This is a genomic window from Arthrobacter sp. Hb9-2 (assembly GCF_059091165.1).
Genome location: NZ_JBNHGJ010000014.1, coordinates 73,427 through 98,164, shown reverse-complemented (window position 1 = coordinate 98,164; position 24,738 = coordinate 73,427). Strand labels below are relative to the sequence as shown.

24 protein-coding genes are annotated in these 24,738 nt (G+C 66.6%); 20 read left to right on the top strand and 4 right to left on the bottom strand.

The window, feature by feature from the left end; translation table 11 throughout:
• The 9 genes from AC5RV1_RS10220 to AC5RV1_RS10180 all read left to right on the top strand — a co-directional run.
• A partial coding sequence (locus AC5RV1_RS10220) for a DUF8094 domain-containing protein (RefSeq protein WP_493994443.1) occupies positions 1 to 984 on the top strand: 984 nt, incomplete at its 5' end.
• Between the two features lie 53 nt (positions 985 to 1,037).
• Positions 1,038 to 2,018 (top strand): co-chaperone YbbN, encoded by a 981-nt coding sequence (locus AC5RV1_RS10215; protein ID WP_493994442.1) that lies wholly within the window; start codon positions 1,038 to 1,040, stop codon positions 2,016 to 2,018.
• A complete protein-coding gene (locus tag AC5RV1_RS10210) occupies positions 2,018 to 3,115 on the top strand; it encodes an NADH:flavin oxidoreductase/NADH oxidase (protein WP_493994441.1) in 1,098 nt (365 codons plus the stop codon). Before AC5RV1_RS10215 ends, AC5RV1_RS10210 begins: the two co-directional genes overlap by 1 nt.
• Before the next feature lie 59 nt (positions 3,116 to 3,174).
• Entirely contained in the window at positions 3,175 to 3,417 is a 243-nt protein-coding gene (locus AC5RV1_RS10205; RefSeq protein ID WP_493994440.1) for a DUF3253 domain-containing protein, read from the top strand.
• Between the two features lie 136 nt (positions 3,418 to 3,553).
• Positions 3,554 to 4,348 carry an ABC transporter ATP-binding protein gene (locus tag AC5RV1_RS10200; RefSeq protein WP_493946522.1) on the top strand — a complete coding sequence of 265 codons (795 nt, stop codon included), beginning with the start codon at positions 3,554 to 3,556 and terminating at the stop codon, positions 4,346 to 4,348.
• Complete coding sequence (locus tag AC5RV1_RS10195; RefSeq protein WP_493994439.1) at positions 4,330 to 5,901, top strand: transporter; 1,572 nt, start codon at positions 4,330 to 4,332, stop codon at positions 5,899 to 5,901. Before AC5RV1_RS10200 ends, AC5RV1_RS10195 begins: the two co-directional genes overlap by 19 nt.
• Positions 5,902 to 5,961: 60 nt before the next feature.
• A complete protein-coding gene (gene nagB, locus AC5RV1_RS10190; RefSeq protein ID WP_493946520.1) occupies positions 5,962 to 6,744 on the top strand; it encodes a glucosamine-6-phosphate deaminase in 783 nt (260 codons plus the stop codon).
• A 129-nt stretch (positions 6,745 to 6,873) separates the two neighbouring features.
• Entirely contained in the window at positions 6,874 to 7,206 is a 333-nt protein-coding gene (locus tag AC5RV1_RS10185) for a DUF3039 domain-containing protein (protein WP_374114851.1), read from the top strand.
• Entirely contained in the window at positions 7,206 to 8,996 is a 1,791-nt protein-coding gene (locus tag AC5RV1_RS10180) for a DEAD/DEAH box helicase (RefSeq protein WP_493946519.1), read from the top strand. Before AC5RV1_RS10185 ends, AC5RV1_RS10180 begins: the two co-directional genes overlap by 1 nt.
• Positions 8,997 to 9,056: 60 nt before the next feature.
• On the opposite strand, the gene AC5RV1_RS10175 is transcribed toward AC5RV1_RS10180, so the two are convergent.
• Complete coding sequence (locus tag AC5RV1_RS10175) at positions 9,057 to 9,695, bottom strand: isochorismatase family protein (RefSeq protein ID WP_493946518.1); 639 nt, start codon at positions 9,693 to 9,695, stop codon at positions 9,057 to 9,059.
• Between the two features lie 9 nt (positions 9,696 to 9,704).
• Positions 9,705 to 11,033: a nicotinate phosphoribosyltransferase gene (locus AC5RV1_RS10170; RefSeq protein WP_493946517.1), complete on the bottom strand. Its 1,329-nt coding sequence runs from the start codon at positions 11,031 to 11,033 to the stop codon at positions 9,705 to 9,707.
• A 229-nt stretch (positions 11,034 to 11,262) separates the two neighbouring features.
• On the opposite strand from AC5RV1_RS10170, the gene clpS reads away from it, so the two are divergent.
• From clpS to rdgB, 6 genes are all read left to right on the top strand, one after another.
• Positions 11,263 to 11,646, top strand: a complete 384-nt coding sequence (clpS, locus tag AC5RV1_RS10165; protein ID WP_493946516.1) for an ATP-dependent Clp protease adapter ClpS — start codon at positions 11,263 to 11,265, stop codon at positions 11,644 to 11,646.
• Positions 11,639 to 12,205: a DUF2017 domain-containing protein gene (locus tag AC5RV1_RS10160; RefSeq protein ID WP_493994438.1), complete on the top strand. Its 567-nt coding sequence runs from the start codon at positions 11,639 to 11,641 to the stop codon at positions 12,203 to 12,205. Before clpS ends, AC5RV1_RS10160 begins: the two co-directional genes overlap by 8 nt.
• 102 nt (positions 12,206 to 12,307) lie before the next feature.
• Positions 12,308 to 13,324, top strand: coding sequence for a glutamate racemase (murI, locus tag AC5RV1_RS10155; protein WP_493946514.1), 1,017 nt, complete (start codon positions 12,308 to 12,310; stop codon positions 13,322 to 13,324).
• Positions 13,321 to 14,118 (top strand): MBL fold metallo-hydrolase, encoded by a 798-nt coding sequence (locus AC5RV1_RS10150; protein ID WP_493994437.1) that lies wholly within the window; start codon positions 13,321 to 13,323, stop codon positions 14,116 to 14,118. Before murI ends, AC5RV1_RS10150 begins: the two co-directional genes overlap by 4 nt.
• A gap of 74 nt (positions 14,119 to 14,192) precedes the next feature.
• The gene (rph, locus tag AC5RV1_RS10145) at positions 14,193 to 14,951 is read left to right on the top strand and encodes a ribonuclease PH (protein WP_163162542.1); all 759 of its coding nucleotides are present in this window, start codon (positions 14,193 to 14,195) and stop codon (positions 14,949 to 14,951) included.
• Positions 14,948 to 15,598, top strand: coding sequence for an RdgB/HAM1 family non-canonical purine NTP pyrophosphatase (rdgB, locus tag AC5RV1_RS10140; RefSeq protein WP_493994436.1), 651 nt, complete (start codon positions 14,948 to 14,950; stop codon positions 15,596 to 15,598). Before rph ends, rdgB begins: the two co-directional genes overlap by 4 nt.
• Positions 15,599 to 15,701: 103 nt before the next feature.
• On the opposite strand, the gene AC5RV1_RS10135 is transcribed toward rdgB, so the two are convergent.
• Positions 15,702 to 16,562: a DedA family protein gene (locus AC5RV1_RS10135; RefSeq protein ID WP_493994445.1), complete on the bottom strand. Its 861-nt coding sequence runs from the start codon at positions 16,560 to 16,562 to the stop codon at positions 15,702 to 15,704.
• Positions 16,563 to 16,710: 148 nt separating this feature from the next.
• Here AC5RV1_RS10135 and AC5RV1_RS10130 point away from each other — a divergent pair, with 148 nt between their 5' ends.
• Both AC5RV1_RS10130 and AC5RV1_RS10125 read left to right on the top strand, forming a co-directional pair.
• Positions 16,711 to 17,721 (top strand): 3'-5' exonuclease, encoded by a 1,011-nt coding sequence (locus AC5RV1_RS10130; RefSeq protein ID WP_493994435.1) that lies wholly within the window; start codon positions 16,711 to 16,713, stop codon positions 17,719 to 17,721.
• A 73-nt stretch (positions 17,722 to 17,794) separates the two neighbouring features.
• Positions 17,795 to 18,274 carry a DUF4395 domain-containing protein gene (locus AC5RV1_RS10125; RefSeq protein WP_493994434.1) on the top strand — a complete coding sequence of 160 codons (480 nt, stop codon included), beginning with the start codon at positions 17,795 to 17,797 and terminating at the stop codon, positions 18,272 to 18,274.
• Here AC5RV1_RS10125 and AC5RV1_RS10120 read toward each other — a convergent pair.
• Entirely contained in the window at positions 18,255 to 19,343 is a 1,089-nt protein-coding gene (locus AC5RV1_RS10120) for an ADP-ribosylglycohydrolase family protein (protein ID WP_493994433.1), read from the bottom strand. The genes AC5RV1_RS10125 and AC5RV1_RS10120 overlap by 20 nt on opposite strands.
• A gap of 156 nt (positions 19,344 to 19,499) precedes the next feature.
• Here AC5RV1_RS10120 and AC5RV1_RS10115 point away from each other — a divergent pair, with 156 nt between their 5' ends.
• Genes AC5RV1_RS10115 through AC5RV1_RS10105 form a run of 3 tightly spaced genes read left to right on the top strand, consistent with a single transcriptional unit; the run spans position 19,500 to position 24,729 of the window.
• A complete protein-coding gene (locus AC5RV1_RS10115; RefSeq protein ID WP_493994432.1) occupies positions 19,500 to 20,411 on the top strand; it encodes an MIP/aquaporin family protein in 912 nt (303 codons plus the stop codon).
• Positions 20,412 to 20,467: 56 nt separating this feature from the next.
• Entirely contained in the window at positions 20,468 to 21,658 is a 1,191-nt protein-coding gene (locus AC5RV1_RS10110; RefSeq protein ID WP_493946506.1) for an exonuclease SbcCD subunit D, read from the top strand.
• Positions 21,655 to 24,729: an AAA family ATPase gene (locus AC5RV1_RS10105; RefSeq protein ID WP_493994431.1), complete on the top strand. Its 3,075-nt coding sequence runs from the start codon at positions 21,655 to 21,657 to the stop codon at positions 24,727 to 24,729. Before AC5RV1_RS10110 ends, AC5RV1_RS10105 begins: the two co-directional genes overlap by 4 nt.
• The last annotated feature ends 9 nt before the right edge of the window (positions 24,730 to 24,738 follow it).

The window sequence follows — 24,738 nt, the reverse complement described above, 5'->3', positions numbered from 1 at the left end:
GTGGCCGGAACCGGCGCCGCCGCCAACGCCACTTCGCCGGCGCCTGAGCCTTCCCCGGGTTCGTCATCGACGGCTTCGGCTGCCGCGCAGGAACCGTCCGGTTCGCCGGTTCTGCTGGACGCCCAGTTCCGGCGCATCCTGGAGCAGGTCTCCAGCGCCGCGGACGCCGGTGACGCAGCAAAGGATGCCTCCAAGCTGGCCGACCGCGTGGGCGGGACAGAACTTGAAGTCCGGACCCAGAACTACAAAATCCGCTCGCAGGTGGGATCCTATGAGGCACGCATGCCCGTGCGTTCCACAAAGCTCCTTACCACCGTGGTCACCAGCAACCGCGAGTGGCCCCGCTCCGTCCTTGCCGTGACCCAGGGCGAGGGCAACGTTGTGCCGCAGCTGCTGACGCTCGTCCAGGCTTCTCCGCGCGAGAACTACAAGCTGGTGGAAACGAATCCGCTGCAGCCGGGCACCACCTTCCCCACCATCAACCGTGACGGTACGGAAACGCTTGCTGCCGCTGACAAGACCGGGCTGCTGTACAGCGCCGAAGAGGCCATGGCCGGCCTCGCCGACCGCCTCACCTCAGCCGATTCGGCTTTCAAGGACAAACTGGTGGAGGGTGAGTCCTCGCCGTACATCGCGGACACGCTGTCCTACCAGGCCGAGGTGGTCAAGGCAGGCGAGAACGGAAACTTCTCCTTCACCCACAAGGTGGTTCCTGAAAGCACGGTGGTGTTCCGGACTGCCGACGGCGGTGCGCTGGTCCTGGGCCGGATCAACTTCGGCTTCGAGGGAACGCCGAAGGCTGCCGGTGACAAGCTCACCATCGGTGACGACGCCGCGGCTCTCGCCGGCGGCAAGGAAACCACCACCGGCATGGTCCTGAACTTCGCCGAGTCCGTCGCGGTATACGTTCCGCCGGCAGGCTCCACCGACCCCATGAAGCTTGTGGCTGCCACCCGCGGCCTGGTGGGCGCCAGCTTCAAGTAGACGCCATACCTGCATTACCCCCGGCAGCGGCCGGAGTGGCTAGAGTGGAAAGCATGAGTTCGCCAGCTTCCCGCCCAGTCCCTCCTGCCGCTGCCAACCTGCTTAACTTGCGCGGCGCCGTCGACCTTTCCTCCCTGAAGCAGCGCCCGGCCGCCCCGGCCTCGTCCGCGCCGCCGTCGGGACCGGAAGCACCCGGTGGAGCGCAGCCCGGCGCTCCCGAGCTGGTAGTCAACGTGACCGAAGGCAACTTCCAGCAACTGGTGGAGTTGTCCGCGCAGGTGCCTGTGGTTTTCGCCCTCTGGGCTTCCTACTCACCCGAGTCATCAACCATGCTGGACGTCCTGGAACGCGTGGTGAACAGCTATGGCGGCCGGCTGGTTCTCGGCGCCGCCGACATCGAAGCGTTCCCGCAGCTGGCCCAGGCCTTCCAGGTGCAGGCCGTGCCTACTGCCGTTGCGGTACTCAAGGGCCAGCCGGTGCCGCTGTTCCAGGGCGGTGCGGACGAACAGCAGGTCCGGAGCCTTTTTGACGAACTGCTGAAGGTAGCGGCGGCAAACGGCGTGACCGGAAGCCTTGGCGGCGGCGCTGCGCAGGAAGGGGAGCCGGCACCGCTGCCGCCTCTGCACCAGGCCGCTTTTGACGCCATCGAAGCCGGCGATTATGCGGCAGCGGCAGAAGCGTACCGGCAGGCGCTGAACGAGATGCCCGCCGACCACGAAGCGAAGGCGGGGCTGGCCCAGGTGGAGCTGATGGCGCGCCTCCAGCCGCTCTCGGCCCAGGACAGCGAAGCACTGCGCGCGCAGGCGGCCAATGAGCCGGACAACCTGGAGGCACAGTTTGCCGTCGCCGACCTGGACGTTGCCGGCGGTCATGTGGAGGATGCTCTGAACCGCCTGGTCAGCTTCATTGGCAGGAACTTCGGACCGGAGCGCGAGACCGCCCGGGTCCGCCTGCTCGAGCTCTTCGATGTGGTGGGCGCCGCTGATGAGCGGGTGGCCAAGGCCCGCCAGGCACTCGCGAGGGTGCTCTTCTAGTGTCTGCGTTGTTCGAGCCGCTGAAGCTCCGCTCACTGGAGCTTCAGCACCGGGGCTGGGTATCGCCCATGTGCCAGTACAGTTGCGAGGCCGACGCCGCGCCCGGCGTTCCGAACGACTGGCACCTGATGCACCTGGGTTCCTTCGCCGCCGGCGGCGCGGCATTGATCCTCACCGAGGCTGCCGCCGTCAACCACGAAGGCATGATCAGCCCCCGTGACGCCGGCCTCTACAACGACGCCCAGGCCCAAGCCTGGCAGCGGATTACGTCCTTCGTGCACCGGCACGGGGCGGCGGAGGCAAAAATCGGCGTCCAGTTGGCCCATGCGGGCCGGAAGGCCTCCACCTACTGGCCCTTCTCCGGCAAGCACGGCAGTGTCCCGGAGTCCGACGGCGGGTGGACCACTGTGGGGCCCTCGCCGGCAGCGTTTGACGGCTACGCCGAACCCGCCGTGATGAGCGGAAAGCAGATCGACGGAGTGGTCAGCGACTTCGCGGCCGCCGCTGTCCGCGCTGTTGATGCCGGTTTCGACACGGTGGAAATCCACGGGGCGCACGGCTACCTCCTGCATCAGTTCCAGAGCCCGCTGATCAACACGCGGACTGACGCCTGGGGCGGGGATGAGGCCGGACGGAACCGCCTGATGCTTGCCGTGGTTGACGCCGTGCGGGCTGTCATTCCGGACTCAATGCCCCTGCTCCTGAGGATCTCCGCCAGTGACTGGGCCGACGGCGGAGTGGACCTCGCGGCTTCAGTGCGGCTGGCACGCGAGGCAGCTCAGCACGGCGTGGACCTCGTGGATGTTTCCAGCGGGGGAGCCGTTGCCCATCAGCAGATCAAGGCGGGTCCCGGTTACCAGACGGGCTTCTCTGCTGCCATCCGAAGGGACGCAGGGGTGCCCACCGGAACGGTAGGCCTCCTGACCTCCGCCGGCCAGGCCGAACATGCCATTGCCACCGGGCAGGCCGACGGCGTCTTTATCGCCAGGGCGGCCCTGCGGGATCCGCACTGGTGGCTGCGGGCGGCCTTCGAGCTGGGCCATGACATTAAGTGGGCGCCCCAGTACGAGCGTGCCGTGCCCCGGCGGACTTTCTGAAAGCCGTGCACAGGATGATTCAGGGGCGGCGCGAAAGAGGGCAGGACGCTGGTGACGGGGTGGACCGGCAGCTGGAAGCGACCATCCTGGACCTTTTGGCTGCCAGGGCTGCAACGTCCACCATTTGCCCGTCGGATGCTGCCCGTGCTGTGGGCGATGAGAATTGGCGCGACCTAATGGAGCCTGCCCGCAGGGCCGCCCGGCGGCTGGTTGATGCCGGCGAGGTGGAGATCACCCAGGGCGGTTCGGTGGTGGATCCCGCCACGGCCAAAGGGCCCATCCGGATCCGCAAGGTGCGGTAGCAACCGGAATCTGCTCCGCCGGTTCCGGCAGTTGCTTTTGCCGGTCCTGCCGCGCCGGCAGAACGCCTCCCTACTCCTTTGACGCTACTCCTGCAGGAGGACCCCGCTGCCGCACCCCAAGGGCTAGTCTGGCTTCATGACCGCTCAGCAACCAGATCCGGCGCGGCCCGCCGGTCCCGTAGCCGCACTGTCCATCCGGGGACTCGCCAAGCGCTTCGGCGAAAAGATTGCGGTGGACGGCATCAGCCTGGACGTCCCCGCGGGCTCCTTCTTTGGGATTGTGGGCCCCAACGGCGCCGGCAAGACCACCACGCTGTCGATGGCTACCGGGCTGCTGCGCCCGGACTTCGGCACCGCCCTCGTCCACGGCGTGGATGTATGGGCCCGGCCGCTGGAGGCCAAGCGGCTGATGGGGATCCTGCCGGACGGCGTACGGCTGTTTGACCGGCTGACCGGCGAACAGCTCATCACCTACGCCGGGTTGCTGCGGGGAATGGACAAGGACGTGGTGGCCAGCCGCGTGGGCGAGCTGCTGGCAGCCCTGGACCTGTCGCAGGACGCCGGCACGCTGGTGGTTGACTACTCGGCAGGCATGACTAAGAAGATCGCCCTGGCGTCTGCCCTGATCCACGCGCCCAGGCTGCTGGTGCTGGACGAGCCCTTCGAGGCCGTCGACCCTGTCTCCGCATCCAACATCCGCTCCATCCTGGACAGCTACGTGGCGTCCGGCGGAACGGTGATCGTCTCCAGCCATGTGATGGACCTGGTGCAGCGCATGTGTGACCACGTGGCAGTCGTGGCCGGCGGCAGGCTGCTGGCCGCAGGAACCGTCGACGAGGTGCGCGGCGGAGTTTCCCTGGAAGACCGGTTCGTCCAGCTGGTGGGCGGCCGCAGCCACACGGAAGGGCTGGAATGGTTGCGCACCTTCTAAGGCTCAAACTGACCCTGCTGCGCAACGGCCTCCGCCGCAGCCCATGGCAACTGGTGGGCATGGCCTTTGCAGGGCTTTATGCGCTCAGTGTCGTTGCCACGCTGGTGGTTGTACTCGTCCTGCTTCGCCAGGCGGAACAAGAGCTGGTGTACACAGCCGTGGTGCTCGGCGGCTCCGCGGCCGTCCTGGGCTGGGGAATCATTCCGGTGGTGGCCTCTGCCACGGACATGACCCTTGATCCAGCCCGCTTCATCACCTTCGCCGTCCCCATGAAGCAGATGCTGGCTGGGCTGACGCTGGGCGGGCTGATCGGTATTCCGGGTTTGGCCACGGCACTGGTGGCACTGTCCACGGTGGTGACGTGGTCCCGGAGCGTCCTGCCCGCGCTTGCAGCTCTGGTGGGCGCAGCGTTGGGAGTCCTGATCTGCATTGTGCTCTCCAAAGTGGTGACCACGGCAACGGTGAGCCTCGCGTCGTCCCGCCGCTTCAAGGATGTCAGTGCCGTCGCGTTTATGGTGCCCCTTGTCCTCCTGGGCCCAATCGTGGCAGGGGTGGGGCGGGGAATCACCGCCTCCACCGGCTTCCTGCCGGATTTCGCCCGGACGTTGTCGTGGACTCCCCTTGGTGCTCCCTGGTCCCTGGCCGGTGACATTGCCGCCGCCCGGCCCGGCGAGGCGGCGGTGAAGCTGGTCCTATCCGTTGCAGTGCTGGCCGGCCTGACCTGGTGCTGGAAGCTGCTTTTGGAACGTGCCCTGGTCACCCCGCCCTATTCAGGCAGCGGGAAGCGCAAGGGTGGCAAGCTGGGGCTGCTCGGGTTGTTGCCCGCTGTTCCGGCCGGCGCTGTGATGGCGAGGGCGCTCACGTACTGGTTCCGTGACCCCCGGTACTCCGGTTCGCTCATCGTGATACCGCTCCTTCCGGTGGTGCTTGTTTTCCAGGGCAGCCAGGCCGGTGACTTCAGCACCCTGGCATTCCTGGCGCCGCTGTCGGCTTTCATCCTTGCCTGGTCCATTTCTGCCGATGTGTCCTATGACAACACCGCCTTCGCGCTGCACCTGGCCAGCGGGGTCCGGGGTGTTGACGACAGGCTGGGCCGCGCCCTGGCCTGCCTGGCCTTCGCACTGCCGGTGGTACTCGTGTTTGCCGCAGGGTCAGCCGCCTTCACCGGCGACTGGGACCCGTTGCCCGGCCAGTTGGGACTGAGCCTGGGGATCCTCTTCACGGGACTCGGGTTGTCCTCCGTGGTCTCTGCCCGGTACACGGTGGCGGTTCCCTTGCCGGGTGACAGCCCGTTCAAAAAACCCCCGGGAAACGTGGGCCAGACCCTCGCAGTCCAGTTCGCCGGGCTGGGAGTCCTGCTGGTCCTGGTTTTGCCGGAGGCCGCCCTCCTGATCGCACAGCTGGTGACAGGAAACCCCCTGTTCGGCTGGCTGAACCTTGCCGTCGGGCTCCTGATGGGACTGGGCCTGTTTGTGGCCGGTGTCAGGCTGGGCGGAAAATGGCTGGACGGCCGCGGCCCTGAACTGCTGGCCCAGGTCACGGTGAACCGCTGACGCGTGAACCGCCGGCTTCTAGCCACCCGTAACCGCCTAAACGGCCCCGGAAGGAACAGCATGGAAGTAGTCATCCTCAACGGCAGCAAGCAGATCGGAAAACTTGCCGCGGACGCCATCGAGGAACTCCTCCGGCGCAAGCCGAATGCCGTCCTGGGGCTTGCCACCGGATCGTCGCCGCTGCCGGTCTACGATGAACTCGCTGCCCGCCACGAGCGGGACGGCCTGGACTTCAGCCGTGCCTCCGGTTTTGCCCTCGACGAGTACGTGGGCCTGCCGGCGGGCCACCCCGAGTCCTACCGGGAAGTGATCCGGCGGGAGTTCACGAACAGGGTCAACATCGCTCCGGAGAACGTCCACGGACCGGACGGTACGGCAACGGACATCCTTGCGGCCTGCCGCGCCTACGAGGAATCGATCACGGCAGCGGGCGGCATCGACCTGCAACTCCTTGGCGTGGGCACCGACGGCCACATCGGGTTCAACGAGCCCGGCTCTTCGTTCGCCTCCCGCACCCGGATCAAGAGCCTCATCGAACAGACACGCCGGGACAACGCCCGGTTTTTTGGCAGCCTGGCCGAGGTCCCGCACCACGTACTGACCCAGGGGTTGGGGACCATTATGGATGCCCGGCATGTGATCCTCGTGGCAACCGGCGCGCAGAAGGCACAGGCTGTCCGCGAGTTCGTTGAAGGTCCGGTGTCCGCGATTTGCCCAGCGTCCGTGCTGCAGTTCCATCCCCATGCCACCGTCCTGCTGGATGAAGCTGCCGCCTCGGCATTGAAACTGGCTGATTTCTACCGGCACACCTATGACAACAAACCCGCCTGGCAAGGCCTCTAGGCGAAGGGTTTCCGGCGGGTCCGGCAACGGAAAAGTACGACGCCGGCAGGCGGCGGGCGGCTGTTTCCCACCTCCGGAGGACGCGCCGCCGTCGAACGCCGCACGGCCGGAACGGCTAAGATGGATCGCATGACTAGCATGACGGACCCTCTCGACAACGACCCGATGCGTGAGCTTTCCGGGGCTGGATCGTCCACGGCCACCATTGAGCGCGAGGAACTGCGCCAGGAGGTGGAGCCCGGAGACCGGGAACGCTTTTCGCACTACGTGCGCAAGGAAAAGATCATGGAGTCGGCGCTGACCGGGGACCCGGTCATCGCCCTGTGCGGCAAAGTCTGGACGCCCGGCCGGGACCCTCAGAAGTTCCCGGTGTGCCCGATGTGCAAAGAGGTCTATGACGGCCTCCGCCCGGGCAACGACGGCGGCAAGGGTCCCGGAGGGGACTCAGGCAACAACAAGTAGTGACGGAGACGCTTTTTGGCGGCCCCACCCTGCCTCCGGCTTATCCGGAACGTGCAGCCTGGGGAACCGCCCCGAAACTCCGTGCCTGGCAGCAGGAAGCCCTGGACCTCTACCTGAGGACAAGTCCCCGGGACTTCCTGGCCGTGGCTACGCCCGGCGCCGGTAAAACCACCTTCGCGCTCCGCGTGGCGTCCATGCTCATCGAGTCCGGCACCGTCAACCGCGTGACCATCGTGGCGCCCACGGACCACCTGAAGCGCCAGTGGGCTGATGCGGCGGCCAGGGTGGGTATTGCCATCGACCCCAACTTCAAGAACTCCGACGGCCAGCACGGCCGCGGCTTCATCGGAGTCGCCGTCACGTACGCGCAGGTGGCCAGCAAACCCATGCTGCACCGGGCCAAAACAGAGGCCGCGCGGACGTTGGTGATCCTGGATGAGATCCACCACGGCGGCGAGGCGCTCTCCTGGGGCGACGGACTGCGTGAAGCCTTTGACCCCGCTGCGCGCCGGCTTTCCCTGACCGGTACCCCCTTCCGTTCGGACACCTCGCCCATTCCGTTCGTGGAGTATGCCGAGGACCGGGACGGGATCCGGCGGTCCAAGGCGGACTACACCTATGGCTACGGCAACGCCCTGCGGGACCACGTGGTCCGGCCGGTGATGTTTATGGCCTATTCCGGGCAGATGCGCTGGCGGACCAGCGCGGGCGAGGAAATGGCCGCTTCACTCGGTGAAGCCGCGGTGACCAAGGACATTACCTCGCACGCGTGGCGCACGGCTCTGAACCCGGCGGGCGAATGGATTCCCGCCGTGCTGGCCGGGGCGGACAAGCGGCTGAGCGAGGTGCGCCGGACGGTCCCCGACGCCGGCGGACTGGTGATCGCCACAGACCATGAGGACGCCCGCGCGTACGCCGGGCAGCTGAAGCGGATCACGGGGGAGTCGCCCACCGTCATCCTTTCCGATGACGCCAAGGCGTCCAGCAAGATCGAAGAGTTTACCGCCAGCGATAAACGGTGGATGGTGGCGGTCCGGATGGTATCCGAAGGCGTGGACGTACCCCGGCTTTCCGTCGGCGTGTATGCCACGTCAACCTCAACCCCGCTGTTTTTCGCCCAGGCGGTTGGGCGCTTCGTCCGTGCCCGTAAGCGGGGGGAAACGGCGTCGGTCTTCCTGCCGTCCGTTCCCCAGCTGATGGCCCTGGCCAACTCCATGGAGGCCGAACGGGACCACGCCCTGGACCGGCCGGAGAAGGAGGACGGGGACGGGCTCTTCAACCCCGAAGACTCGCTGATGGCCGAAGCCAACCGCGAGGACAAGGCCTCGGACAGCCTGACGAAGGGCAAGTTTGAGGCCCTGGACTCCCAGGCGTCCTTTGACCGGGTCCTCTTCGACGGCGGCGAGTTCGGCACCGGCGGCGAGGTGGGCTCCGACGATGAGATGGACTTCCTGGGTATCCCCGGATTGCTGGACGCCGAACAGGTGGGCACACTGCTTCGCCAGCGCCAGCACGAGCAGCTCAACCGGAAGAACCGGAAGTCGTCCGCGTCAGCGGTCGGAACGGAACCCGCGGCTCCGGCCGTCCCGGACCACCGCCTGCTCATGGATCTACGGAACGAGCTGGCCAAAAACGTGGCTGCCTGGTCGGCGCGGACCGGAACGCCCCACGGCGTGGTCCATACCAAGCTGCGGACTGTCTGCGGCGGTCCGCCGGTGGCCCAGGCCAACGAGGAACAGCTGCAGTCCCGCCTGCGGAAGCTTCAGGACTGGTTCATCGGCAGGAAATAGCAGTGATGTGCAAAAGCGGCCCGGTGCAGTGCACCGGGCCGCTTTCGCAGTTACCCGCAATCAGGCGACGTCGACCCCGCCGAGCTCCATTTCGGTGACCGCTTCCTCGAGGTCCTCCGCGATCCCCGCCGTGAGGGACCGGATGACCGTCACGGAGTAACCGGCCTGCACTGCGTCCAGGGACGTAGCCTTGACGCAGTAATCGGTGGCGATGCCCACTACCACCACGTCCTCGACGTCGTTGCTCTGCAGCCAGTCGTCCAGCCCGATGGCATCGTCAGCGGCGGCATACCTGTCCGCGTCGCCGGCGCCGGGCAGCGCGCCGGGTTGCCGTTCGCCGGTGGGCACGGCGTCTTCCGGCGCCTGCAGTCCCTCGAAGCCGGAGTAGGCGGCAGCGAACTGCCCCTTCTGGAAGTAGGCGTCGATGTACTCGGTGTCGAGGTCCGGGTGCAGCTCGGCACCGCGGGTTCCCGCCACGCAGTGCGGAGGCCAGCTGTCTATGAAATCCGGTGTTTCGGAGAAGTGGTCACCGGGGTTGATGTGCCAGTCCTGCGTGGCAACAATGTGGTCGAACTCGCTGTGGTGGGCATCCACGTATTCGCTGATGGCACCGGCCACCGCTGCACCGCCGGCCACGGCGAGCGAACCGCCTTCGCAAAAATCGTTTTGGACGTCAACGATGATCAGGGCCCGGGACATCAGTTCTCCTCAGTTTTCTTCATAGAGAGTAGGGATGGCTGCTTCGCCGCGCTGGAGGCGGTTCACCACAGCGGGAAGCTCAGCCATGGACTCTGCGTGGCGCCGGCGCGCGCGGAGCACACCTTCATTGCCCGTCCAGCCCGGCATCAATTCGCCGTTCTTCATGAACTGCTGCAGCAGCGGACGGTCATTGCCGTCGTCCTCCGGCCGGTGCCCCACACCCACAACCTCGGCAGTGGCAATGCCGCGTTCGTTCAGCTTCCGCAGCGCGTACTTGCGCCCGCCCACGCTGCCCTTGTTCTTGGCGGCTTTGGCGACGGAGACGAAGTCCCCGTCGTCGTCCGTGCGGCTCACCAGCTTGTAGACCATGCTGGCAGTCGGGGCGCCGGACCCGGTGACCAGGGACGTGCCCACGCCATAGGAATCAACGGGGGCAGACTGCAGAGCGGCGATGGCGAACTCGTCCAGGTCCGATGTGACCACGATCTTGGTATTTTCGTTGCCGAGGTTGTCCAGGAGCTGGCGGACCCATTGGGCCTGGGCCACGAGATCGCCGGAATCCAGCCGGACCGCCCCAAGCCGCGGGCCCGCAAGGTCCACAGCCGTGCGCACGGCCGTTTCGACGTCGTACGTGTCCACGAGCAAGGACGTGCCCTCGCCCAGGGATGCAATCTGGGCCTCGAAGGCATCCCGCTCAGTGTCATGCAGGAGGGTGAAGGAGTGGGCGGCGGTGCCCACGGTCTTGATTCCGTAGCGGATGCCCGCCTCCAGGTTTGACGTGCTGTCGAACCCGGCAATGATGGCTGCTCTGGCGGAGGCGGTCGCCGCTTCCTCATGGGTGCGCCGGGAGCCCATTTCAATGCAGGGGCGGCCGCCCGCGGCGCTGACCATCCGGGACGCGGCGGAGGCGATGGCACTGTCGTGGTTCAGCACGGACAGCAGGTACGTCTCCAGCATGCACGCTTCGGCGAAGGTGGCCTCGACGATCAGGATGGGGGAGTTCGGGAAATACGCTTCACCCTCCGGGTAGCCCCAGATGTCACCGGAGAAACGGTAGGACGCGAGGTACTCGAGCGTTTGTTCATTGACCACCTTCGTGCGGGCCAGGAAGTCGAGCTCGGCGTCTCCGAAGCGGAAGTTCGCGATGCCTTCCAGCAGCCGGCCCGTGCCTGCCACAATGCCGTAACGCCGGCCGTCCGGCAGCCGCCGGGCGAAGGCCTCGAAGACGGATTTGCGGTGCGCGGCGCCTGAATGAAGGGACGCCTGCAGCATGGTCAGCTCATAGTGGTCAGTGTAAAAGGACGTGCGGGGATGGTCCCAGCCGGCTGAGGTGCTCACGAAAGTCACTCTAGTCCCCACCGGCTCCCACGTCTCGCTTCGCTTCGCCGCGGGTCCCTCGCCGGTGTGGGCCCATCCACCGGCTCCCACGTCTCGCTTCGCTTCGCCGCGGGTCCCTCGCCGGTGTGGGCCCACCCACCGGCTCCCACGTCTCGCTTCGCTTCGCCGCGGGTCCCTCGCCGGTGTGGGCCCATCCGGTGTGGGCCCATCCTCCCCATAGAATGGACAGATGACCTTAAGCGTTGCGCTCGGCCCTGATACGCAAGAGGGCACCCGGACCGGCACTGCGGAGTCAACCGACTTCCTCGCCGCACCGGACATCCCCTGGAACCTTGTGATCTGGAATGACCCCGTTAATCTGATGAGCTATGTCAGCTACGTGTTCCAGAGCTACTTTGGCTATCCGGAAAGCAAAGCGAACAAGCTCATGATGGAGGTCCACAAAAAGGGCCGTTCCATTGTCGCCTCGGGCAGCAAGGAACAGGTGGAGCGCCATGCCGTCGCCATGCACGGCTTTGGGCTGTGGGCCACGGTGGAGAAGGCCAGCGGCGGATCAGGCGGCAATTCAGGCAAGTCCAATGGGCCGGGCCAGGGTAAGGGAAAACGTGGCTAAGGCTTTCAAGTACGGACTCAAAGGCATCACCGGCTACTTGGAGCCGGCCGAACGGGAACTGCTGCGCAGCCTCATCGACGACGTCATTTCCATGCTCCAGCCGGAGGAACGCAAGGGCCAGGATCCGCTGGCTGCATTGATCGGCCTGGACATGGACGTTGCCGAGCCTTCGGACCGGGCGGTGAAGCGGCTGCTGCCGAACGTGATGAAGGACGACGGCGCCGCGTCCCTTGAGTTCCGCCAGCTCACCGAGCGTTCGCTGCGGGAAACAAAGATCGGCGCGCTTCGTGCGGCGGCTCTGGACCTGGACAAGGACGAGATCGTGCTCAGCCCTGACGGGGCGCGGCACTGGTCCATGGCCCTGAACGACGTCAGGCTTGTGCTGGCCGAACGGCTGGACATCCAGGACGAGGAGGACGCCGAGCACGTCCACCTGATGCAGGACTGGTCCCAGGCCGAGGACGTGGAAAGCTACCTGGCCCTGGTTTACAATTTCGCCACCTGGCTGCAGGAGTCGCTGGTCCAGGCCATGCTGCAGTCCCTGGACACGCGGCGTTGACCGGCGGGGTGTTCCCGTCGCGGCCCTGTGACAAATTAGACATGAGTCACAGGCCACAAGATGGTGCCTGACGCTGCGGGGAAGACCTATCCTCGAATAATCATGACAACAGCCTCGAGCATGGATCCGTCAGCAGGCGCTGCAGCGGAATCCGAAGCCAGCGACCTCCCGGCCGCCGCCGTGGAATCACGGCCCATTGGAGTCTTCGATTCCGGCGTAGGCGGTTTGACGGTGGCACGCTCCATCATCGACCAGCTTCCCAACGAGTCCATCCTTTACGTAGGGGACACCGCACACGGACCCTACGGCCCCCTGCCCATCGCGGAAGTCCGGGCCAACGCCCTGGGCGTGATGGACGAACTGGTGGACTCCGGCGTCAAGCTGCTCACCATAGCCTGCAACTCGGCGTCGGCCGCTGTGCTGCGCGATGCAAGGGAACGGTACACCGCCAGGTACGGCATCCCGGTCATCGAGGTCATCCAGCCCGCTGTGCGCCGTGCCGTTGCTGCCACCCGCAGCGGAAGGGTGGGTGTGATTGGCACCTCCGCCACGGTGGGCTCCCGGGCCTACGAGGACACCTTCGCCGCCGCCCCGGACCTGCGCATCACCTCGGTGGCGTGCCCCGAGTTCGTTAGCTATGTGGAAGCCGGGATCACTACCGGTCCGGCCCTGCTGGCTGTCGCGGAGGAGTACCTCGCCCCGCTGAGGGCTGCCGGCGTTGACACCGTGGTCCTGGGCTGCACGCACTACCCGCTGCTCACCGGCGTCATCTCCTACGTGATGGGAGCCGACGTAACCCTGGTGTCCAGTGCGGAGGAAACCGCCAAGGATGTGTACCGTGCCCTGGCCACCCACAACCTGCAGCGCACCGACGCTACGCCGCCGGAACACCACTTCGTGGCAACCGGGGACGCGGGGCAGTTCGAGGCACTGGCGCGCAGGTTCCTGGGACCCGAAGTACTCTCTGTCCGGCACGTTGACCACGTCTCCGCCCAGTACCCCACCGGCAGCCTGGCCCGCATCACCCCCGAGATGATTGCGGCCGCGCAAGATGCGCGCAGCCGCCCCCGGATATCCAACTTCGTGGGCAGCTCAGTAACCGGAGGCACCGGCCAGTGAAGCTCACCATCGTAGGCTGTACCGGATCCTTCCCCGGCCCCGGCTCCCCGGCGTCGTGCTACCTCCTGACGGCGAACGACGGCGAGCGGACCTGGAAAGTGGTGATGGACCTGGGCAGCGGTGCACTGGGTGCCATCCAGCGCTACACCGACCTTGAGGACATCGACGCGATCTTCCTCACCCACCTCCACCCGGACCACTGCATGGACCTGTGCGGCCTGCACGTGGCTGTCCGGTGGAAGCCGGGCGGCTGGGGCCGCGGGCGGATTCCGGTCTGGGGACCGGCCGCCACGGCAGACCGGATGGCCACCGCCTACGGCCTGGAGCTGGACCCGGGGATGCATGAGGAGTTCGACTTCACCAACTGGGCCGAACGTGAAGCCGTGACCGTTGGCCCGTTTACCGTGACTCCCTTCGCCGTCAACCACCCCATCGAGGAGTGCTACGCCCTCCGGGTGGAAGTGGTGGAGCCGGACAAGGAAGGCAACAACGTCTCCCGGACCCTGACCTACTCCGGTGACACCGACTCCTGCGCCGGGCTGGAGGAGGCCGCCAAGGACGCCGATCTGTTCCTCTGCGAGGCGGCGTTCGAGGAAGGCCGTGACGACGGCATCAAGGATGTCCACCTGACGGGCAAGCGTGCGGGGGAGGCCGCGGCCGCTGCCGGCGCGCGCCGGCTCCTGCTGACGCATATTCCGGTATGGACCTCGCAGACCACCGTGATGGCCGAGGCCCGTCCGGTCTTCGGCGGCGACGTCGCCGTGGCAGTGGCCGGCGTCCACTACACAATCTAGGCGCACTGGTTCGGCGGCGCCCGTTCAGCGGGGCCTGGAATCCGGCAGCGGCCCGCAGTGGATAAGCTAAAGGCATGACTTCTGAAGCAACTGCAGTGCCCATTGTGCGCGCCGACGGCCGCGCCCCGGACCAGCTCCGGCCCATCAGCATCACGCGCGGATGGTCCAACCAGGCTGAAGGATCGGCCCTGATCGAGTTCGGCAACACCAGGGTCCTGTGCACCGCTTCCCTCACCCCGGGAGTCCCGCGCTGGCTGAAGGGTGAGGGCCGCGGCTGGGTGACGGCCGAGTACGCCATGCTTCCCAGGGCCACGAACACCCGTTCCGACCGCGAATCGGTCAAGGGCAAGATCGGTGGCCGCACCCACGAGATCTCCCGGCTCATCGGCCGTTCCCTGCGTTCCATCATCGACACCAAGGCCCTGGGCGAAAACACCATCGTGCTGGACTGTGACGTCCTTCAGGCAGACGGCGGAACCCGGACCGCAGCGATCACGGGGGCCTATGTTGCGCTCGCTGACTCCATCAGGTTTGCCCGTGACAACAAGCTGATCGCGAAGAACGCTCAGCCCCTCATCGACACCATTGCTGCGGTGTCGGTGGGCATCATCGACGGCGTTCCCATGCTGGACCTGCCGTACGTTGAGGACGTCCGGGCGGAGACCGACATGAACGTGGTGGTCACGGGCTCCGGCAAGTTCGTCGAAGTGCAGGGTACCGCCGAAGGTGCCCCCTTCGACCGCGCCGAACTGGACCAGCTCCTGGACCTTGCCCTGCTGGGCACCACCCAGCTCGCCGCAATCCAGCGCGAAACCCTGGCAGATACCCTGTGAGCGGGGTGTCCGCCGCCCCGCGCCTGGTGCTCGCCACCCATAACAAGGGCAAACTCCGGGAGCTGCGCGAACTGCTGCGGGGGCAGGTGCCGGGGCTCGACGTCGACACGCAGGTAGTGGATGCTGCGGCGGCAGGAGCCCCGGACGTCGTCGAAACCGGAGTTACTTTCGCCGAAAATTCGCTGCTGAAGGCGCGGGCTGTCGCCGAAGCAACGGGCCTGGTGGCCATCGCCGATGACTCCGGCCTCGCCGTGGACGTGATGGGCGGGGCGCCGGGAATCTTCTCGGCGCGGTGGGCCGGCAGCCACGGCGACGACGAAGCAAACCTGCGGCTCCTGCTCAACCAGCTTTCCGACGTGCCGGATGCCCACCGGGGCGCGGCTTTCGTCTGTGCGGCCGCGCTGGCAGTACCCGGATCCGACAGCGGACCCGGGCGCGAAGTGGTTGAATACGGCCAGCTGGAGGGCGTCCTGCTGCGTCAACCCCGCGGCGACGGCGGTTTCGGCTACGACCCCGTCCTGCAGCCGGCGGGGGAAAAGCGGAGCTGTGCGGAGCTGACCGCCGACGAGAAGAATGCCATCAGCCACCGCGGCAAGGCCTTTCGCGCGCTCCTGCCGGCCGTTATTGAGGCCTTGCGGGACCGCTGACCGCCCTCGCCGTTTTAAAACAGTTGTGCTCCCCGCCGGAACGAGGAGCACAGCTGTTTGACGTTAAGGGGTCTTGCCGGCCGCACGGACAGGGCCGGGCGACCTAGTCTGAGCGGGTTCCCTCAGGAATATCGCGCGTTGCCTTGTGCTCGTTCTGGGGGGCATGTTCCTCGACGCGGACGCCCTCATGGATATCGCGCGGCGTCTTGTGCTCGTTTTCGGGGGCATGTTCCTCGATGAACTCATCCACCGGATCGGTGCCGTAGGCCTTCGCCTGGCGCTTTGCCGACACGCCGCGGAGGACTTCGACGCCGATGGGCAGGACCGATACCAGGACGATGGCAATGAAGATGATGTCCAGGTTTTCACGGACCCAGGGGACACGGTCACCCAGCAGGTAACCCAGGAGCGTCACGCCGCCGCCCCAGAGCACAGCGCCGATCACGTTGAAGAGGAAGAACTTCTTTTTGTTCATCTGGGCGACGCCGACGATGACCGGGACGAAGGTCCTGATGATCGGGACGAAGCGGGCCAGGATCAGCGCCTTGCCGCCATGCTTTTCGAAGAACGCGTGCGCGTTCTCAACGTTTTCACGCTTGAAGAGGCGGGAGTTGGGCTTGTTGAAAATGGCCGGACCGGCTTTGGAACCAATCAGGTAACCGGTCTGGTTGCCGATAATGGCCGAAACCATGATCAACAGCGCAAAAAGCCACACGTTGAACTTGATGGTGCCCGTGGCAACCAGCAGGCCTGCGGTGAAAAGCATGGAGTCTCCCGGCAGGAAGAAGCCCACCAGCAGCCCGGTTTCCGCGAAGACGATGCCGCACACCAACAGGACCACCCAGGGTGCCAGGGCAGGATCGGCCAGGAAGACCTGGGGGTTCAGCCAGTCGGGCAGGAAGGATGCCAGCTGTGGCTGCACCGGTCCCGCACCACCCAGCATGGACACAGCGAAGTCGTTCATCACAGGAAAGTTCACCACTCAAGGGTACTTGACGCACCTCAGGCCCCGGCCGCAGCGGGGTTTCCCGCCACCATCCGGACGGGTGATATCCACGACAGGGCCGCACGGCTGACGCGGGAAGGAAGGTCCCCGGAGGTAAGGTTGGCCCGTGGGTTTGGACTTTACGGCGATCGACTTCGAAACAGCGAACGGATTCCGGGGCTCGCCCTGCGCCGTAGGACTGACGAAGGTCCGGGGCGGAAGGGTTGTCGAGGAAGCTTCGTGGCTCATGCGGCCGCCAGCCAACCATGACCACTTTGATTACCACAACGTGCGTATTCACGGCATCACTGCCCGGGATGTTGCCGGAAGGCCGCGCTTCGGGGAGCTTTTCCCCGAGATTGGCGCCTTCATCGGCGACGACATCCTCGCCGCGCACAACGCCGCCTTCGACCTGGGCGTCATCCGCTCCGGACTCGAAGTCTCAGGACTGGCCGGCCCGGCCTACGACTACGTCTGCACCGTGATGCTCTCCCGCCGGTGCTATTCGCTGGTGTCGAACTCCCTGCCGTTTGCTGCCGAGGAAGCCGGCGTGCCCCTGGTCAAGCACCACGACGCCGCCGAAGATGCGCGTGCCTGCGCAGGCATCCTGATCGACATCGCCGGCCGCAACGGAGCCAACAGCATCGCTGAGCTATATCTTTCCCTGGGGCTCGTGATGCCGCGCCAGGAGGCTTTTGATCCGGCGCGGGACGGGTTGTCGAAGCCGAGCCTGGCTGCGGTGTCCAGCTCCGCGGGCGGAGCGGCGCTGGTCAGGCCGTTCCAGTCGGGCTGGCCGGAGGAGGGGGTTAATCCGGACCCCAACCCCGATGCCCACCCCGGCCACCCGCTGTATGGCCAGACGGTTGTTTTTACGGGACAGCTCTCCATGGCCCGGCCGGAAGCGAAGCTGCGGTCGGCGGAGGTCGGTGCCCGGCCCGAAAGCAGGGTCACCGGACGCACCACCGTCCTGGTGGTGGGGGACGGCTTTGTGGCCTCTGACCTCCGCTCCGGCAGGCTCACGGGCAAAGCCCGGCGCGTTCTGGAGCTCCATGAGCGCGGCCAGGCCATCGAGGTCCTGTCCGAGGGGGAGTTCTTGCAGATGGTGGGCAGCTTCGCCGCTGCCGCGGTAAGCGCCTGAGGCCTGCGCGCCGTCCAGGTTCACGCGGCGCAATAATGCTGCCTCCGGCGTCGCCTACCCCTAGCCTTGGCTCATGCGCGCGCTGTTTGCCTTCCCCAACCCCGTCAACGAGTATGCCGCCCGGGTGACGGCAGGGCTCGTTGTGCTGCTGGCCCTGGTTACCGCAGCCACCGGGTCGGGATGGGGACTGCTGGCCATCGCCGTCGGGTTTTGGCTTCGGCTGCTCTTCGGCCCCCGGATCTCGCCGCTGGCCCTGCTCTCCGTCAAGGTCATCACGCCCCGGCTGGGCCGGGTCAGGCTGGTTCCGGGGCCGCCCAAACGCTTCGCGCAGGGCATGGGAGCTGTGGTTTCCACCGTGGCGCTCATCCTGTTCGTTGCCGGCGCGGCTCCGGCCGCCTGGACCGTGCTGGGAATCCTCATCGTTGCGGCGTCACTGGAGGCGTTCGCCGGCTTTTGCCTTGGCTGTGTGATCTTCGGCTTCCTGCAGCGGCGCGGCCTGATACCGGAAGATGTCTGCGAGGCCTGCAACAACGTCAGCCTTCGGCGGACGTAACCGCCACGAGCTGGTCGGCCATGCCGCGGATGACTTCCGGCGCCTCCAGGGCCGCAAGCCATTCGCCGGGCAGGCAGTCCTCGCCGTGGAAGGCCCCGAGGATGTTCCCTGTCAGTGAGCCAGTGGAATCACTGTCGCCGCTGTGGTTGACGGCCAGGGCCACGGCTTGGCGGAAGTGTTGCGCCGGGTCGGGAACGGTTGCGCCGGCGTCGGGAAGGGTAGCCAGGGCAGCGTAAAGCGCGACGGCGAGAGCTTCCTCAGCCACCCATCCCTCGCCAAGTGCCTGGACCAGTTCCTCCGGCGTCACGATGCCCTTGCCGGCCAGCCGGAGTGCGCCCTCCAGCCGCTCGGGCAGTTCGGGAGCCACCCCCTCGAAGCCGGTGGCGTGGGCGAGGGCTTCAGCGGCCGCTTCGCGCAACCCGTCCCCGGCCACGAGCCGATGGATCAGGAGGCTGAAGGTTCCGGCGCTCTGGCGTGCTGACGGATGGCCGTGCGTCAGGGAGGCGGCGTCGGAACTCAACTTGTAGACGGCGTCGGGCGTAATGTGCGGGATCAGCCCGAACGGGGCGGACCGCATCACCGTCCCGCACCCCTTCGACTCAGGGTTCACCGGCCGGACCGAGGTGCCCATTTCGCCCGTCGCGAGGCCGGAGATGCAGGCCTTGCCGGGATGCCGCCGCTGATGCAGGACCGGCTGCCCATCGATCCAGCGGGGCTGGGGCGTCGGGGCCGATGCCGGGGCCGCTTCGCCCTGCGTCGCGAGCCAGCGCAGGTACGCAAGCCATAGGCAGGCGTTGACGTCGGCGCCCACCCCCGAGTTCGCCCATTCCAGCGCCTCCACGAGGCCGTCCACGGTGTAGAGCGTCATTTGGGTGTCGTCGGAGAAGTGGCTCGCTCCTGCCAAAGCCTCGAAACCGGTCACACCGGATGCACCGAAGCGGGTGCGGATCCGCTCGATCGAGTCGAACTCCACTGCGTAGCCCAGGGAGTCGCCAAGTGCGCCACCCAGGAGGCAGCCATGGATGCGGGACTTGAGGGAGGGTATGGAAGTGTCCGGCTCGATGCTCATGCAGTAAATTTACCGTGGTGTGCCGGGGCCCTTTGACGCGTGCCGGCGTGGCAGCCACCCTCCGAACTTCCTGTCCGGCGAACGCACAGCCTCCACTGGAATAATGCCTGGGTTGCCTGCGAGCAATCCCCGTCCGCCTATATGAAGGTCGCCACCATGAGCACGCCTGCCCCGGCCCGTCACGATGCACTGCAGCAGTCCGGATTTGAAGCAGCCCGGCCAGGGCTTCTGCCCCGGTTGACCGGCGAGGCGTTCGGCAGCTTCTTCCTGGCAGTGGCCGGTCTCGGTGTGCCGCTGTTCAGCCTTCCGCAGTCCAGCCCCTTGCCTGCTGCCCTTGCTGCAGGCCTTGCGGTTACCGCTGCCATGCTTGCTTTTGGACACGTTTCGGGCGGTCACTTCAACCCTGCCATCACTGCCGGCCATCTCCTCGCCGGCAGGATCCGTCCCGGCGCGGCTGCCGCCTATGCCGCAGCCCAGCTGGCTGGCGGCCTGGTGGGGGCACTGGCCCTCTACGGGATCCTGCGCACGCTGCCGGGGATTGCGGACAGCCGGACAGCGTTCGATACGGTAACGGCCGGCTTTGGCGAACACTCCATCATCCAGGCGCCGCTGGCGGCAGTGCTCCTCCTGGAAATGCTGGGAGCCGCAATCATTGTGGCCGTTTTCCTGGGCACGGCCGGCAGAAACAACACCAGCCGCACGGCTGCCGCAGCCGCGGTGGGTCTGTCCTTCGCCGTTCTCCTGCAGCTTGGCCAGTCCGTTGGGAACCTGCCCTTCAACCCTGCCCGGGCCGTTGCCTCTGCAGTATTCAGCTCGGGGTGGGCGCTTGAACAGGTCTGGGTGTTTGTGGCCGCTCCGCTGGTGGGCGCTGCCGTGGCCGGGCTTGTTTTCCGGACTTTTGGCAATGGTTCCCCCTCCCCGGGGTCGGGAGAATCCGGGATGACCGCCGCGGAAGGAACCGGCAGCGTATCCCATGGGCTTGAAGCCGGAGAGGACGCAGTTACAGGAAGGGACACGGCGGTCCAAGCCAGCGAAGCGCAGGAGTTCTTCGAGGGCAAGCGTGGTTGATCGCCGCACCTGCGGGCGTTGCCGGAAGTGTCAGTGGCAGCCGCTAGCGTAGAAACATGAGGTTACTTCACACATCGGACTGGCATTTGGGGCGGTCCTTCCACGGCGTCGGCATGCTGGATGCGCAGCGGGCTTTTGTCGACCAGCTGGTGGAGGCCGTCACCCGGCATGCGGTGGACGTTGTGCTGATTGCCGGGGACGTCTACGACCGCGCCTTGCCCGGTGTGGATGTGGTCCACCTGCTTGATGACGCCCTGGTCCGGCTGACGTCGGCGGGAGCCCAGGTGGTGCTCACCAGCGGCAACCATGATTCCGCCATCCGCCTGGGCTTCGCCTCGCGCTTGCTGGAGCGCGGCGGAGTGCATCTGCGGACCAGGCTGGAGAGCCTTGACCAGCCCCTGCTGCTGCCGGCGGGCACAGCGTCTGCCGGGGGAGCATCCGCAGGTGAAGCGGTAGTGGCCATCTACGGCGTACCCTGGCTCGAACCACGGCTCGTGGCCGAACAGTTGGGCGTCCAGGCCGCCAGCCACTTCGAGGTAACCCGCGCGGCCACAGAACGCATCCGCCAGGACATCGAGCGCCGCTCAGAGTCGCAAACAGTCCATTCCGTAGTGCTCGCCCATACCTTTGCCAGCGGGGGCATCAGCTCAGACAGCGAACGCGACCTCAGCATCGGCGGCGTGGGCGCCGTCCCGCTGGACCTCTTTGACGGCTTCAGCTACACCGCCCTGGGCCACCTGCACGGGCGGCAGTCCCTGTCGCCCCACGTCAGGTACTCCGGATCCCCGCTCGCATACTCCTTCTCGGAAGCCTCCCACCAGAAGGGGGCATGGCTCATAGACATCGATGCCGACGGCGTGGCCGGTGTCCAGGAAGTCCTGTGGGATGCCCCGCGAACGCTTGCAGTGTTGCGTGGTCCCTTGGCCGAACTGCTCGAGTCGCCCGAACACTCGTGGGCCGAAACCGCCTACTGCCAGGTGACCCTGACCGACGCCCAGCGTCCTGCCCGCGCCATGGAACGTCTTCGTTCACGGTTCCCCGACACCCTGGTGCTGGGGTTTGATCCTGAGGGTGGACCTGGCGCCGCCCCCGCAACGTACAGCAGCAGGCTCGCGGAAGCGCCCGATGACCTCGGTGTCTGCTGCGGCTTTCTGGAGCATGTGCGCGGACGCGTCCCGGACGACGCCGAAAAGGCGGCGCTCGCGGGCGCCCTGGAGAACGTCCGGCTCCAGGAGGTTTCGCGATGAGGATCCACAGCCTCCGCATCTCCGGCTTCGGTCCCTTTGCCGGCACCGAGGAGGTCGATTTCGACAGGCTGAGCGCGCACGGCCTTTTCCTGCTCAATGGCCCCACCGGTGCGGGAAAAACGAGTGTGCTGGACGCCATCTGCTTCGCCTTGTACGGGTCCGTGCCGGGAGCACGCCAGGACGGCAAACGCCTTCGCAGCGACCACGCCGAGCCCGGCCAGGAACCCGCCGTCAGCTGCGAATTCTCCGCACAGGGCCGCCGCTTCGAGGTAACGCGTTCGCCTGCCTGGGAAAAGCCGAGCGCCAGGGGCAGGAATGGGTTCACCACGCAGCAGGCCAAGACCCTCCTGCGGGAACGCGTGGACGGCACGTGGATCGAAAAATCGGCACGGAATGACGAGGCAGGGGCGGAGATACTCGCCCTGCTGGGAATGGACCGTGAGCAATTTACCCGGGTGGTGATGTTGCCGCAGGGTGATTTTGCTGCTTTCCTCCGGTCTAAAGCCACTGACCGGCTCGAGCTTTTGCAGAAGCTTTTTGGCACTGAACGGTTCGAAGCGGTTGAACAGGAGTTGTCCCGCCAGGCGCAGGCTGCAAAGGAGGAAGTGTCCGTCCTTGCCGGCCGGCTGGAGCTACTGGCGGCCCGGGCAGAGTCGGAAGCGGCAACCTTGCAGCTTGACGAGGCCGATGGCCAGGCCACGGACAACCCTGCTGCAAGGCTTGACTGGCTGAAGGATACCGCCGCGCAACGGTTGCACGAACTGGTTGACCAGGCAAAAACCGCGGAGTCGGCAAGCCAGGATCGTGCAAGGAAGGTCGCCGCCGAGACCGCACGCAGGGACCGGCACCGCAGGCTGGAGGAAGCGACGTCACGGCAGTTAGCCGTGCAGGACGCCGTGCCGCGGCTGGAGAGCCTGAAACTCCGGCTTGGCCGGCACCGGCAGGCAGAAGTACTCGCCGGACAACTGCGCAGCGTGGACGCGGGAGCGGTCAAAGTCCGGCGCGCAGCCGATGCCATGGAGTCGGCTTTTACGTTGCTTCGCCTGGCCGCGGACGAAGACCCTGAACTCGCCCAGCTGGATCTCGGCTTCCCGGCAGACGACGCACTGGACCTCTCCGGGCCCGCGGCGGTTCCCGGCGCAGCTGACGAACTGAACCGGATCCGGTCCCTGCTGGCGGTGGTAGAAGCAAGGCTTCCGGATGAAGACCGGTTCAAGGCGCTCCGGTCCAAACACCAGCAGCTGGTGGACAAACAGCAGGACCTTACCGAAGCCGGGGCCGCACTCGCCAGACGTGTGGAGAGCCTTGCCGAGGAACGGTCCCGCCTCGCCGACGGGCTGGGGCTATTGGAGGTGCGGGCCGGAGTGGCGGCCCTGCGCGCGAAGGAAGCAACGGCGGCCGAGGAGTTGCTGGACGTGGTCCGGCGCTACGCTGCGGCCTCGACCGTCCGCGATGCGGCGAAGCTGGAACACGACGCCGCCCGGGAGAACCAGCTGGAAACCAAACGGCGCTGGCTTGACGTGAGGGAGCAGCGGCTGGCCAATGCCGCAGCCGAGCTCGCTGCCACGCTGGTGGAGGGAGAACAGTGCCCGGTATGCGGAAGCCCCGAGCACCCCTTGCCGGCGGCGGCTGAGGAGGGCGGCGCAGGACTTGTCCAGGAGGAGGAAACAGCCCACCAGCTCCACGAAGCCGCCGAAACCGAATATGCAGCGGCCGGCCACAGGCTGGCCGAGGCCAACCAGCTGGTCGCCGTCCTCGCCGGCCAAGGTGGAGAAACAGCCAAGGAGGAGGCCGCCGGCGCGGCCCGGGAAGCGCGCCGCGCCGCAGCCGACGCTGAACAGGCAGTTAAGGATCTCGCGGCGGCACGGTCGCGGCTTGAAGCACTTGAAGCCGACATTGCGGCGGCACAGGCTTCCCGCTCCGGCACCGAGGCAGAGTTGGCCCGGGCCGCGTCCTCCCTTGCGGACATGGCTGAGCAGTCGTCCTCCCTGGACCACGCATTGGCAGGGTTGCGGGCAGGCCACCGCAGTTTGGCCCACCGGTTGCGTGCCCTGGAGAACGCTGCAGCGATGCTGGGCAAAGCCGTTGATGCCCAGGCCGAGCTTGGCTCTGCCAAAGCCCAGGCCGCGGAGGCACTGGAACAACTCGAGCAGGCGTTGCCGGAGGCCGGGTTCACCACTGCTGAGGAGGTCCGGAAACACTTGCTGGCCGCCAGTGAAGCTGCTGCTCTGGAAGCCGACATCCGGTCCGCCCAGGACGAAGCCGCCAGGGTGGCGGAGCTGTTTGCATCAGAGGACATTGTGCTTGCCCTTGAGGAGGCGGCTGCCGGGCTTGCGCCGGATGAGCAGCAGTTCGCCGCCCTGCAGGCGGAGGCTGCAGCTGCCCTAAAGGAAGCCCGTGATGCGGACTTGGCAGCAGGCCTGGCCAGGCGCTGCCTGGAGTCGCTGACCTCCATCCATACCGGCTACGAGGAGTTGGCCGGGTCCGCCCGCGGGCCTGCCGAGCGTTCCCGCATGCTTTCCGGCCTGGCGGACGCGGCGGCCGGCAGGGGAGACAACACGTACCGCATGAGCCTGAACAGCTACGTACTGGCAGCGCGGCTGGAGCAGGTGGCCCTGGCGGCATCAGAACGCCTGGTGGCCATGAGTGACGGCCGGTACCTCCTGCAGCACACGGACGCGAAGGCGGCCCGCGGTGCGAAGTCTGGGCTGGGGCTTGAAGTGGTGGATCAATGGACCGGGCACCGCCGGGACACGTCCACCTTGTCCGGCGGCGAATCCTTTATGGCGTCGCTCTCCCTGGCTCTCGGATTGGCAGACGTTGTCCAGCAGGAGTCGGGCGGGGTCGAGATCGAAACGCTCTTTGTGGACGAAGGCTTTGGGAGCCTTGACGAGCAGTCCCTCGAACAGGTGATGGACGCTTTGGAAGGCCTGCGGGACGGTGGCAGGGTAGTGGGACTGGTCAGCCACGTAGGGGAGATGAAGCAGCGGATTGGAACGCAGCTTCAGGTGCTGAAGACACGAAACGGTTCAACCCTGCGGATAGCCGAAGCCCTGGACGTCCAAAGCTGAGGGAGCGGG